Origin of the sequence: Streptomyces collinus, from assembly GCF_031348265.1 — a bacterium.
Classification (GTDB): domain Bacteria; phylum Actinomycetota; class Actinomycetes; order Streptomycetales; family Streptomycetaceae; genus Streptomyces; species Streptomyces collinus.
This window is the reverse complement of sequence record NZ_CP133771.1, coordinates 3,130,325-3,142,650: the sequence shown is the minus strand read 5'-3', so window position 1 is coordinate 3,142,650 and position 12,326 is coordinate 3,130,325. Positions and strand designations below refer to the sequence as shown.

Sequence of the window (12,326 nt, the reverse complement as noted above, 5' to 3'; positions counted from 1 at the left end):
GTCCCCGGGGTTCGAGGGGGTCAGACCGGCGGGGCGACGAAGCAGCCGCGGTCGACGTCGTTGAAGGACTCCTTGGCGACCAGTTCGTTCATGGGATTGGCGGTGCCCCACTGGTCGGTGACCTCGGGCTGGGAGAAGTCGTAGACGTGGGGGTGCCAGGTGTCCTCGTCCAGCAGCTCCAGTTCCGTCGTGTACTCGACGGTGTTGCCGTGCGGGTCCAGGAAGTACGTGAACGTGTTGTCGCCCGCCATGTGCCGGCCCGGCCCCCAGACCTTCTTGAAGCCGGCGCGGATCACGCGGCCGGAGCCGCGCATGTACTCGTCCAGGCCGCGCATCTCGAAGGAGACGTGGTGCAGGGAGGTGTGCGGGCCCTTGGCGATAGCCATGGAGTGGTGCTGGTTGGAGATCCGCATGAAGTGCATGACCTCGCCCATGTGCGGCGTGCCGAGGGTGTCGGAGAGCCGGAAGCCGAGGTGGGTCTCGTACCACTCACGGGTCCTGTTCAGATCCGGGGAGTTGAGTACCACGTGCGACAGGCGGACCGGGATCGCCTCCTTCTCCTCGATACGGCGGTGCTGCCGTGCCTCGACATCGGCGGCGACCTCGATGGTGCGGCCGTCGACGTCGAAGAAGCGGAAGCCGTAGCCGCCGCCGGGTGTGTCGATCTTGCCCGGCTGGGAGATCAACTGCACGCCACCCACGAGGAGTTGCTCGGCGAGGGTGTCCACGTCCTCGGTGGAGCCGGCGCCGTACGAGACGAGGTCGAGGCGCTTCTCCTCGGCCTTGCGCAGCCGCACCACGTACTGCTCGGGGCTGCCCTCGGCGGCGAGGAAGGAGATGCCGGAGTCCTCGGCGACCTGGGTCAGGCCCCAGACGCCGGCGTAGAAGTCGAGCTGCTTGTCGTAGTCGGGCACGGCGAGGTCGACGTGCCGCAGATGGGTGAGCAGGCGTGCGTCCATGGTGGGTTTTCCTCCCGTGGGGGGTCAGGTCAGGCGCAGCAGCGTTGTCGCGTTGCCACCGCGCACGGCATGGAAGTCGTCGTCGGGCAGGCGTGCGGCGCGCAGTGCGCCGACGGGGTCCTCGGTGCCCATGTCGAAGGGGAAATCGGAGCCGAGCAGCACACGGTCCGGGCCGACCGCGCCGACCAACGCCCGCAGTACCTGCGGGTCGTGGACCAGCGAGTCGAAGTACAAGCGCTTGAGGTAGCTGCTGGGCAGGTGGGCGCAGCCGGCGCCCGCGTCGGAGCGGGCCGACCAGGCGTGGTCGGACCGGCCGATGTGGGTGGGCAGATACCCGCCCCCGTGCGCGGCGATGACCTTCAGCTCCGGGTGCCGGTCCAGCACCCCGGAGAAGATCAGGTGCGAGAGCGCGACGGCGTTCTCGGTGGGCTGGCCGACGGTGTTGGACAGGTACCACTGGTCGAGGCGCTCGTCGAGCGTGCAGCCGAAGGGGTGCAGGAAGAGGATCGCGCCCGACTCCTCGGCCCGGGTCCAGAAGGGTTCGTACGCAGGGTCGGACAGCTCGCGGCCCGGTGCGTGACTGGAGATCTCGACACCCAGAAGTCCCTGGTCCTGGGCGTGTTCGAGGGCCCGCACGGCCTGCTCCGGATGCTGGAGGGGGGCGAGACCGAGCCCTCGCAGCCGGTCGGGCGCCTGTGCGCAGTGCGCGGCCGTCGCCTCGTTCGCGAGCCGGTAGAGCTTCTCGGCCGTCTCCTCGTCCGCCCAGTAGTGGTAGTGCGAGGGGGACGGGCTGACCAGCTGGACGTCCACGCCCTGCGCGTCCATCGCGGCCAGTCGTACGGCAACGTCCGTCAGCCTCGGAATGCGCTCGGCGACCATGGGGCCGCTGACGGCCTGGGCCGCGGGCCCGTTGCGGCGGGCGTCGAGGGCCTTGGCCTCCGCCAGGTCCGGCAGGTCGGCCACCAGGGCCTCGACCTCGGGCAGGAGGAGGTGCGCGTGCACGTCCACCGTCCGAACGGGGTGCGCGTCCGTGCTCGCCGAGGGGCGGGGGTCGGGCTGGGGGCGGCTCCCAGCGGTAGCCGGGGGCGGGTGGGCCGTCACGGCAGCTCCTTGAGCACCGGCATGGTGGCCTCCAGCAGCCCGGGCACATCACCGGGCACGCCGTCGAGCTGCCACTGCCCGATCTGCACGGACGCTTCGACGACCATCCGGACCCGGTCGATCCGCCGCTCGTAGTAGCGCGTGAGCAGTTCCTCGTCCCACGCGGATCCGCTGGTCAGCAGCTGGGACAGCACCCAGGCGTCCTCCAGGGCCATGGCCGCGCCCTGGGCCATCGTGGGTGGGCAGCAGTGCGCGGCGTCGCCGACGAGGACGACCCGGCCCCGGTGCCAGGACCCCTCGACCAGCATCCGGTCGAACCAGGTGTAGTTCACCTGCGCCGGGTCGGTGATCGAGTCACGGATCTCGTCCCAGGCACCGCCGTAGCCCTCGGCGAGGCGGCGCATCTCCCGCGCGTAGGACTCGGGCGGGATCGCGGCGCGGCCGCGGGCGGCCTCCACCAGATAGGCGTAGATCGTGTCCTCGCTGGTGGGCGTGTAGCCGGCGATGTAGCAGGGTCCTCCGTGAGAGAGGACGCTGCACTCCACTCCGGCCGGGCGGGGCGCCGGGACACGCCAGATGGCCATGCCGGTCGGCTCGGGTTCGACGCCGGTGCCCAGGGCGACGCGGGTCGCGGAGTGCAGGCCGTCGGCGGCCACGACGAGGTCGTAGCGGCCCTCGGTGCCGTCACTGAACCGGACGGTCGCTGATGTCTCGTCCTCGGTGAGGATCTCGGCGGTGGTGCCCAGCCGGACGTTCGCGCCGGATGCCCGGACGGCGTCGACGAGGATGCGCTGGAGCACCGGGCGCTGCATGCCGAGGGTGGCGGGGAGGTCGTCTCCGCCGGTGCGGAGGACGTCACCGACGTGGAGCACGGTGCCGTCGGGCGTCGTCAGCCCCAGGGCGTCGAAGCCGAAGCCGTGCTCGCGGACCTCGTCCCAGACACCGATCTCGCGCAGCACGCGCAGGGCGTTGCCCTGAAGGGTGATGCCGGAGCCGCGTACGTTCCAGTCCGGCCTGACCTCGACGAGGTCGACGTCGATGCCGGCCCGCCGCAGCAGCACGGTCATGACGTTGCCGGAGGTGCCCCCTCCGATGACCAGGACTCTCTTTCCTTCCATGGCCAACTCCTTTGTTGGGCAGGTCACTTGACGGCGACCGGATTGACAGGGGAGCCGACGGCTCCGGTGATGGGCAGGGGCGCGGCGGTGAGCCAGAACTCGTACACGCCGTCGGAGGCGCAGTCGGCCGCGAGAGCGTCGGGGTCCCACATCTCGCCGATCAGCAGGCCCATGTTGGGAATGACGACCTGGTGCAGCGGCTGGAAGGCGCCGTCGAACTCGTTCGGCCGTACCTCGAAGCCCCACGTGTCGGTGGCGATCGCGGCGATCTCGCTCGTGTGCAGCCAGCCGGCGGTGGTGAAGGACAGGCCGGGAGAGTCGCCGCCCGCGTAGTCACCCCAACCCTCGCGGCGGGCGCGCGTCAGCCGCCCGGTCCGGACGACGACGATGTCCCCGCGGCCGACGGCCACGCCGTGCGCTTCGGCGGTCGCGGTCAGGTGTTCCTCGGTGATCGCGAAACCGTCCGGCAGTTCCCCGCGTTCGTCGCCGATCATCCGGCCGACGTCGAGGAGGACTCCGCGCCCGGCGACGTACGGGGCCATGTGCTCGATGCCGGTGACCAGATCGCCGTCCGAGGTGACGGTCTTCGCGGCGTCGCGTCCGTTCCACGCCTTGCCGTGGTCGAAGATGTGCCCGAGCCCGTCCCACTGGGTGGAGCACTGCAGAGGCATCGTGATCACGTCGTCGGCGCCGCCGATGCCGTGCGGAAAGCCCTGGTTGCCCAGCGCCGCGTCCGTTCCCGTGTCCAGCATGGTGTGGACGGGGTTGGTGCGGCGGCGCCAGCCCTTCTGCGGCCCGTTCATGTCGAACCGCTGCGACAGCGAGAAACTCACGCCCCGGCGGACCCGTGCCGCGCCCTCGCGGCGCTTGGCCTCGTCGAGGAAGTTCAGCGTGCCGAGCACATCGTCCTCGCCCCAACGCCCCCAGTTGGAATACCGCTTGGCGGCGCCGTTGATCGCGCCCTCGGCGTCCGTGGGGTCGAGCGGGGCCGTCACGACGCGGTCCCCTCGGCGACGCAGCGGGTGCGCTGCGCGCCCAGACCCGTGATGGAGCCCTCCATGACGTCACCGTCGCGCAGCAGCCGTCCCCAGTGCATGCCGTTGCCGGCCGGGCTGCCGGTGAGCACAAGGTCGCCGGGCAGGAGCCGGGAGGTCTGGGAGATGTACGACACCAGCCGGGCGATGCCGAAGAGCATGTCCTTGGTGGACTCGTCCTGCATGGTCTCGCCGTTGAGCTTCAGCGTGACGCGCAGGTCACCCGGGTCGGCGATCGACTCGGCGGGCACGATCCACGGGCCGAGCGGGGTGAAACCGGGAGCGTTCTTGCAGCGCAGCCAGTCGGTGCCGATGGCCTTCATGTCCCGGCGGAAGACGGTCGCGCGGTCGGTGAGGTCGTTGGCGATGGTGTAGCCGGCCACGTACTCCAGGGCCTCCTCGACCGTCACCCGGTAGGCGGGCCTCGCCATGACGGCCGCCAACTCCAGCTCCCAGTCCGGCTGCTGCGCCCAGTCCGGAAGTACGACGTCATCGAAGGGGCCGGTGATCGCGCTCGGCAGGCCGATGAACGCGTACGGCAGATCCTCGGCCGCCCGCCGGTCCATGACCGCGGCGATCTCCGCGCGCGCCTCCTCGACCGTGCGGGGGTCGTCGGGGGCGCGATGGGCGACCTCCAGATCGATCACGTGCTGCCGGTAGTTGGCGCCGGACTGGAAGACCTGGCGGGGCTCGACCGGCGCGTGCACCCGCAGGTGCTCCAACGGCCGCCAGTCGGCCGTCTCGTCGGCCGCGAGCTCGTGCAGGCGAGGGAGTATCTCGTCCCAGTGCTCGAAAATCCCCCGGGTCGTCAGGGCCGGCTCTCCGAGGGCCGTGCGAAGATCCAGCACGCGCCCCCCGGGGATCACAAGACCGGGGAAAGTCGCCTGGTCAGAGTCAGAGACGACGCCAAGGGCGAAGGGACCGGAAAAGGACGCGGAAGCGGCTGCGGGTTTCACGGGAATGTCCTCCAGATTGCGGTGCGACCAATCTGACTCCCACCCCGTAATCTGGGAAATAGATTCTTTAGATGTTGATCATCCACGGTGCAAATGTTTCCGCCGCAAGCGGCCTCGCTCTGGAGGCGTCGTGTCCCTCTCCGGCCTCGATCTCAATCTCGTCCTGTCCCTGCGGGCCCTGCTGGAGGAGCGCAACGTCACCCGCGCCGGGCAGCGCGTCGGGCTCAGCCAGCCGGCGATGAGCGCGGCCCTGGCCCGCCTGCGCCGCCACTTCGACGACGACCTGCTCGCGCGCGTCGGCAAACAGTACGAACTGACCGCTCTCGGCCGCGCTCTGCTGGACCGCACCTCGACCGCCTGCGACCTGCTGGAACGGGTCTTCAGCAGCAGGGCCGACTTCGCCCCGGGCAGCGAGGAGCACGAGTTCACCCTGCTCACCTCCGACTACGCCCTCACCGTGTTCGGCGCGGAGCTCGCCCGGACCGTGCACGCCGAGGCCCCGGGGGTACGGCTGCGCTTCCAGCGGACGCCCATCGACGTCACGGAGGACACCGCACCGCTGCTCAGCACGGCCGACGGGCTGCTGATGCCGCGCGGCATCATCGGCGGTTTCCCCGCCGTCGACCTGTTCACCGACCGCTGGGCCTTCCTGGTGGCCGAGACGAACGACGAGGTCGGCGACCAGCTGACCATGGAGGACCTGGCACGGCTGCCCTGGGTCATCTACCAGCGCGCCTACGACGCTCCGGCCGCCCGGCAGCTGAGCATGCTCGGTGTCGATCCCCACGTGGAGATCTCCGTCGACAGCTTCCAGGCGCTGCCCTTCCTGGTCGCCGGCACCCGCCGGATCGCTCTGGTGCAGCAGCGCCTGGCCGAGCTGCTGCGCGGCGTGGCCGCCGTACGCCTCATGGAACCTCCCTACGGGGCGGTGCCTCTCCAGGAGGCACTGTGGTGGCACCCGGTGCACACCCACGACGCGGCCCACATCTGGCTGCGCGAGACCGCGGCCCGCGTGGGAGCGGAGCTGGCCGCTTCCGAGCCCGGCCGTATCGCCACGGTCGCATCGAGATAGCGGGTCCGTGCAGGTGCCTGGCATCCAAGGTCCGGATGATCCACATCTTCGATATCGATCGGATGAGGGCTAGGCAGGACCTATCCGTTGGCCCATAGTCATCTCCACCCGGCGCCGTAGCCACACCATCCCCCGCTGCCGGGACCCGGCAGGCGCCCGGCGAGCCGGCCCGCCGCGACGTCCGGCAGTCATCGGCTCCCCGCTCCGAACCTGCCACGGATACCGGGCGGCCCGACCACGACGGCCGCACCATCCCGCCCCCCTCCCGACCCGCCACGTGGAGTTCCCGCATGCCTGCACCCGTGCCCCCGCTCCCGTCCCCGACGTCCGAAGCTGTCGCAGACGACCGACCCGAGCAGACCGTCTCCGGCCCCGGCCACAGGCTTCGCCTCACGCTGCTGATGGCTGGAAGCTGCCTGCCCATCCTGGGCGCCGTACTCATCGCCCCCGTCCTGCCGCAGATGCAGTCCCACTTCGCCGACGTGCCGGGCGTCGACGCGCTCGTCCCCATGGCCCTGACCATCCCCGCCCTCTCCCTGGCGCTGCTGGCCCCCTTCGCCGGTGTCATCGCCGACCGGCTCGGCCGCAAACGCCTGCTCGTCGTCTCGACCGTGCTGTACGCGATCCTCGGCACCGCCCCCCTGTGGCTGGACTCCCTCGGCGCCATCGTCGCCAGCCGCGCCCTCGTCGGTGTCGCCGAAGCCGCCATCATGACCTGCAGCACCACGCTGATCGGCGACTACTACTCCGGCCGGCAACGCGACCGCTACCTCGCGATGCAGACGATGTGCGCCTCGATCTCCGCGACGGCCTTCTTCGTGCTGGGCGGCGCGGCCGGATCGGCCGGCTGGCGCGCACCGTTCTGGGCCTACGCGGTGAGCCTGCTGCTCGCCCCGGCCATGGCCGCCTTCCTGCCGCGGCCCCGGCCGGCGGACCACGTGGAAGAGCCCTCCGTCACCGCCTCGGAACCGATGGCCAAGAGACCCTTCCCCTGGCGTCCGCTGGCCGGCACCTGCGCGCTGACCCTCCTCGGCGCCATCCTCTTCTACACCGTCCAGGTGGAGATGGCATTCCTCCTGAACGACATGGGCGTGAGCAACCCCGGCGTGATCGGACTGGCCACAGCCGGCTCCAGTGCCGCGGTCGTGATCGGCGCCGTCGTCTTCGCCAAGGCCGGCCGCAGCCCGCAAGCCTGGCTGCCCACCGCCTTCGGCCTGTCCGCCCTCGGCTTCGCGGTGATCTGGCTCGCCCCCAACCCCGTCGTACTGACCGCCGGCGCGGTGATCAACTGCCTCGGCAGCGGCATCATGCTGCCGAGCCTGCTCACCCTCGCCATGTCCAAGCTCCACTACGCCGACCGCGGCCGCGGCACCGGCCTGTGGACGGGCTTCTTTTTCCTCGGCCAGTTCATCTGCCCGCTCGTGGTCCTCGCGCTCGCCTCCGCCGTCGGCACCCTGGCGAACGCCCTGGGCGTACTCGCCCTCGCCGGGGCCGTCGCCACCGCCGCACTCGGCCTCGCCGCCCGGCGCCACCGGACGGCCACCCCGGAACCGATGCAGCAGACCGCGGGCTGACCACGCGGCGCCGATCCACCACGAGAACCACACACCCGTCGAGATCGGCATCGCGGATTTCCCCGCGATGCCGATCGCCACGCGTTCCACCGGAGAAACGAAGGATGCCGACGCCGACCCTGATCGCCGATCGCCGCCATCCGTCGCAAGCCGGGCATGACGCACCAGGCGTTCCTGCACTCACTCCAACACGTGCACGGCTCCCGGCCGCCGCGAACCCTCTTCGGATTCGGCGCTGACTCAGCTGTCCAATTCCGTGCGGGGTGACGATGGGCGCGGAATGGTCGTCCGTGCGGCTGTTGCGCTGTGGTACGGACGTGGGGGTGATGCGGGTGCCGATGCGGCCGAAGGGGCCTCATCGGGAGGGCGTCCGGGGCTTCGGCATGTCGGGCGGCATGTGCTCTGACCAGCAAAAAGCCCTCCCCAAAGGGAGGGCGGAGACTTGCGCCCCCGGCAGGACTCGAACCTGCGGCCAAGCGCTTAGAAGGCGCCTGCTCTATCCACTGAGCTACGGGGGCCGGGTGTGGTGGCCTCTGTCTGGGTGCCCGGGTGTGGGCCGATCCGTGACGTTGCCGGGGACAAGGATAGGGCTCCCGCGACCTTGTCCCTGTTGCTTCGCCTCCGTGGCTCGATGTGGAGGTTCAGTGAAGCGGTCCTGATAATCGCAGGCAGGTACGAATCGTGCATCGCTTTTGGCGTCAGAGGCATCGGGTGTTGTGCACTCGTTATGCCTGGAGTCTGCCTGTGTCCCAGTCGTCCCTTCCGTCCCTTGTGTTCTGTCGGCGCGCAGACATGCTCATATGCTTCAGAATTCCCCTAAAATTGGGCATTCTTCACATGTGGTGACCTTGGACGTACGGCCTCAGCTGCTCGACGCACTCTCCGCCCTGCGCGACCGTGTCGCCGCCGCACGCTTCCCGCTGCCCCTGGCGGGGGCCCCACGCGCGCGTGCCAACCGCGACGAACTCCTCGCGCAGCTCGACGACTACTTGGTGCCCCGGTTGCGGGAGCCCGAAGCGCCGCTTCTGGCCGTCGTGGGGGGGTCGACCGGAGCCGGGAAATCGACGCTCGTGAACTCCCTCGTGGGACGGCGGGTCAGCGAGGCGGGCGTGCTGCGGCCGACGACACGCACCCCCGTGCTGGTCTGCCATCCGGAGGACCACCACTGGTTCAGCGGGATGAGGGTGCTGCCCGACCTCACGCGCGTGTGGGTGCCCCAACAGGACTCCACCGACGACCTGCTGCTCCCCGGCGAGAACCCCGCGCGCGTGCTGCGCGTCGAGACCGCCGAGACACTCCCGCCCGGGCTCGCCCTCCTCGACGCGCCGGACATCGACTCCCTGGTCTCCGACAACCGGGTTCTGGCCTCCGAACTCATCTGCGCCGCCGACATCTGGGTCATGGTCACCACGGCCGCCCGCTACGCCGACGCCGTCCCCTGGCACATGCTGCGCACCGCCAAGGAGTACGACGTCACCCTCGTGACCGTGCTCGACCGGGTGCCTCACCAGGTGGTCAACGAGGTGTCGCGGCAGTACGGGGCCCTGCTCACCAAGGCCGGGCTCGGCGAGGTGCCACGCTTCACCGTGCCCGAACTGCCCGAGTCCGCCTGGGGCGGCGGGCTCCTGCCGGCGTCCGCCGTCGCCCAGTTGCGCACCTGGCTGGTGCACCAGGCCCAGGACCCCGCGGCCCGGCAGCACGTCCTCGCCCGTACGGCCTACGGTGTCCTCGACTCCCTCAAGTCCCGGATGCCGGAGCTGGCCGGTGCCGCCGCCGCGCAGTACGCCGCCGCACTGCGGCTCACCTCCGCCGTGGAAGGCGCGTACGACAGCGAGCACACGCGCGTGCGGGGCCGGTTGCAGAGCGGGGCGGTCCTCGCCGGGGACGCGCTGAAGCGATGGCGCGCCTTCCCCCTGGACTGCACGGCCGCCGAACTCCTCGACGCGCTTGTGGAGAGCCTCAGCACGCTGCTCCTGTGCGCCGTCACCGCCGCCGACGAGCGCGTCGACAACGCCTGGCGGCGCGAACCGGCCTCCAGCGCCCCGGAACTCGCCGCACGTGATTCCGGCGCGGACAACGCCGAGCACCGCATCGGGCTCGCCGTACGGCGGTGGCGGCGCGAGCTCGAGGAGCAGGCCGAGGAGGAGGTGCGCGAGCTCGACCGCAACCTCGCACCCGACCCCGAACTGGTCGCCGCCCTGGTCGCCACCTCCCTGCTGGGCGGCCGCCGGGGCCGGATGGCCGGTGAGAGCCTCGCCGAGCGGATGGGCGCCCATGGCGCACTACGACTGCGCGACCGCGCCGGGAGGCTGCTCACTGAGCACGTGGACCGGGTCGTGCACGCCGAACGTGAGCGCCGGCTCGCCCCGCTCGACGCGCTCGACGTTCACCCCGAGCCCCAAGCCGAGCTCATCGCCGCGCTGTCCGTACTGCAGAAGGAGAGGTGAGCGGTGACCGTCACCGACCAGGACCCCACCGAGCACGCCGATGAGCCGGATGACGACGCCCACCATGGCGGCGGCGACCGGAGCGCCCCGGGCGGAGAGTGTGCGACGCGTACCGACTCCACCGAGACCTGGGACGACGGACTCATCGCGCGCCGGGTCGCCGAGACAGCCGAAGGAGTCAGGTTCCCCATGACGGACAACCGCTCCGCCGCCTCGCCAACGGTGACCCCACTGGTGCACGAGGGGTCGCTGCGCTCGCGGCTCGAGGCCCTGCGCGAACTCGTGGGGCTCTCCCGCACCCGGCTCGACAGCCGGACTCTCTCGGGGGCCGGCCGGGTACTCGACGAGGCGGCCGCGCGGCGCAGGCTCTCCGGGCAGCACACCGTCGTCGCCATCGCGGGCGCCACCGGCAGCGGCAAGTCGCAGCTGTTCAACGCGCTCGCCGGGGTGACCATCTCGGAGACGGGCGTACGCCGCCCCACCACCGCCGCGCCCATCGCGTGCAGTTGGAGCGATGGGGCGGCCGGCCTGATCGAACGGCTCGGGATCCCGCCCCGGCTGCGCCGCCGTCCGTTGCCGACCGGGGACGGCGAGTCGCCGCTGCGCGGACTCGTCCTGGTCGACCTGCCCGACCACGACTCGGCGGCCGTACAGCACCGCCGGCACGTGGACCGCATCCTCGGGCTCGTCGACGCGGTCATCTGGGTCGTCGACCCGGAGAAGTACGCCGACGCCGTCCTCCACGAGCGCTATCTGCGGCCGATGGCGGCCCACGCCGAGGTCATGTTCGTCGTCCTCAACCAGGTCGACCGGCTGCCCGGGGAAGCCGCCGAGCAGGTCCTCGACGATCTGCGGCGGCTTCTCGACGAGGACGGCATCGCCCTCGGGGAGTACGGCGAACCGGGCACGACCGTGCTCGCGCTGTCCGCGCTCACCGGGGACGGCGTCGGGGAACTGCGCGAAGTGCTCGGCCAGTTCGTCTCGGAGCGCGGGGCGGCGAACCGCCGCATCTCGGCCGACGTGGACGTCGCCGCGGCGCGGCTGCGGCCCCTCTACGCCACCCAGCGGCGTACCGGGCTCAGCGAACAGGCACGGGAGGAGTTCTCCGACCGGCTGGCGGACGCGGTGGGCGCCACGGCGGCGGGCGAGGCGGCCGAGCGCGCCTGGCTGCGCAACGCCAACCGGGCCTGCGGCACGCCCTGGCTGCGGCTGTGGCGCTGGTACCAGGACCGCGGCGAGCCCACCACGGGCCGGCTCCCCTCGCGCACGCAGGCCGACGAGGAGGCGACGGCCCGTCAGAGGGTCGAGCAGGCGGTGCGGACCGTGGCCGACCGGGCGTCGGCCGGGCTGCCGGCGCCCTGGGCGCAGGCGGTGCGCGAGGCGGCCCTCCGTGGTTCGCATGGACTGCCCGAGGCGCTGGACGAGCTGACCGTGCGCGCGGGCGTGCCCGCGGGGCGGCCGCCGCGCCCGGGGTGGTGGCCGGTGGCCGTGCTCACCCAGGCGTCCATGACGATCCTGCAGTTCCTGGGCGGGCTGTGGCTGCTGGGTCAGATCATCGGGGTCATGGCGCCGAACCTGGGGGTGCCGGTGCTGCTGATGGTGATCGGCATCGTCGGCGGACCGCTCATCGAGTGGAGCTGCCGGATGGCGGCCCGCGGCCCGGCACGGCGTTACGGCCTGGAGGCGGAACGCCGGTTGCGGGAGGCGGCGGCCGGATGCGGCCGGGCCCGGGTCCTGGATCCGGTGGCGGCGGAACTGCTGCGGTACTGCGAGGTCCGGGAGCAGTACGGGAGGGTGGTGGGGGCGGGGCGGTGACGCCTTGGCAATGACGCCGTGACAGCGACGCCGTGACTGCGACTCCGTGACAGTGACTCCGTGACAGTGACGCCATGGTGGTGAGACCGGGGGCGGGGTCGCCACCCACTCCACCCACCCCGCCCCACCCGGCATCACCCGCCTGGGTGACTGCGTTATCCACAGGCACCCGGCGATCCACAGCGCTCAGCGGGCCCGGCCCGGCGACGGCAGTCTGGAAGACACAGCCGTACGGGACGGGCCCGTACGC

Annotated in this window: 9 protein-coding genes and 1 tRNA gene; 4 read left to right on the top strand and 6 right to left on the bottom strand. The window is 71.4% G+C overall.

Translation table 11 applies throughout. The annotated features are described in order from the left end of the window. Nucleotides 1-20: 20 nt before the first annotated feature. The 5 genes from RFN52_RS14130 to RFN52_RS14110 are packed head-to-tail and all read right to left on the bottom strand — an operon-like array spanning nucleotide 21 to nucleotide 5,168. Nucleotides 21-959: a VOC family protein gene (locus tag RFN52_RS14130; protein WP_184846507.1), complete on the bottom strand. Its 939-nt coding sequence runs from the start codon at nucleotides 957-959 to the stop codon at nucleotides 21-23. 24 nt (nucleotides 960-983) lie between these two features. Then, nucleotides 984-2,060: an amidohydrolase family protein gene (locus tag RFN52_RS14125; RefSeq protein ID WP_374050158.1), complete on the bottom strand. Its 1,077-nt coding sequence runs from the start codon at nucleotides 2,058-2,060 to the stop codon at nucleotides 984-986. Then, complete coding sequence (locus RFN52_RS14120; RefSeq protein ID WP_184846505.1) at nucleotides 2,057-3,178, bottom strand: FAD-dependent oxidoreductase; 1,122 nt, start codon at nucleotides 3,176-3,178, stop codon at nucleotides 2,057-2,059. The genes RFN52_RS14125 and RFN52_RS14120 overlap by 4 nt, the downstream gene beginning before the upstream one ends. Nucleotides 3,179-3,201: 23 nt before the next feature. Beyond that, a complete protein-coding gene (locus RFN52_RS14115) occupies nucleotides 3,202-4,173 on the bottom strand; it encodes a cyclase family protein (protein ID WP_184846503.1) in 972 nt (323 codons plus the stop codon). Further along, nucleotides 4,170-5,168 (bottom strand): fumarylacetoacetate hydrolase family protein, encoded by a 999-nt coding sequence (locus tag RFN52_RS14110; protein ID WP_184846501.1) that lies wholly within the window; start codon nucleotides 5,166-5,168, stop codon nucleotides 4,170-4,172. Before RFN52_RS14110 ends, RFN52_RS14115 begins: the two co-directional genes overlap by 4 nt. 130 nt (nucleotides 5,169-5,298) lie before the next feature. On the opposite strand from RFN52_RS14110, the gene RFN52_RS14105 reads away from it, so the two are divergent. Both RFN52_RS14105 and RFN52_RS14100 read left to right on the top strand, forming a co-directional pair. Further along, a complete protein-coding gene (locus tag RFN52_RS14105) occupies nucleotides 5,299-6,240 on the top strand; it encodes a LysR family transcriptional regulator (RefSeq protein ID WP_184846499.1) in 942 nt (313 codons plus the stop codon). A 290-nt stretch (nucleotides 6,241-6,530) separates the two neighbouring features. Further along, nucleotides 6,531-7,814 (top strand): MFS transporter, encoded by a 1,284-nt coding sequence (locus RFN52_RS14100; protein ID WP_184846497.1) that lies wholly within the window; start codon nucleotides 6,531-6,533, stop codon nucleotides 7,812-7,814. Nucleotides 7,815-8,259: 445 nt separating this feature from the next. On the opposite strand, the gene RFN52_RS14095 is transcribed toward RFN52_RS14100, so the two are convergent. Next, nucleotides 8,260-8,332 (bottom strand) — tRNA-Arg (locus tag RFN52_RS14095). 321 nt (nucleotides 8,333-8,653) lie between these two features. Here RFN52_RS14095 and RFN52_RS14090 point away from each other — a divergent pair. Continuing rightward, nucleotides 8,654-10,261, top strand: coding sequence for a dynamin family protein (locus RFN52_RS14090; protein ID WP_184846495.1), 1,608 nt, complete (start codon nucleotides 8,654-8,656; stop codon nucleotides 10,259-10,261). Between the two features lie 3 nt (nucleotides 10,262-10,264). Continuing rightward, nucleotides 10,265-12,076, top strand: a complete 1,812-nt coding sequence (locus RFN52_RS14085; protein WP_184846493.1) for a YfjP family GTPase — start codon at nucleotides 10,265-10,267, stop codon at nucleotides 12,074-12,076. Nucleotides 12,077-12,326: the final 250 nt, after the last annotated feature.

What these genes read in the sequence shown, in the direction of transcription:
- RFN52_RS14100 (WP_184846497.1), top strand. Translation starts at nt 6,531, where the DNA reads ATGCCTGCACCCGTGCCCCCGCTCCCGTCCCCGACGTCCGAAGCTGTC.
- RFN52_RS14120 (WP_184846505.1), bottom strand. Translation starts at nt 3,178, where the DNA reads ATGGAAGGAAAGAGAGTCCTGGTCATCGGAGGGGGCACCTCCGGCAAC.
- RFN52_RS14130 (WP_184846507.1), bottom strand. Translation starts at nt 959, where the DNA reads ATGGACGCACGCCTGCTCACCCATCTGCGGCACGTCGACCTCGCCGTG.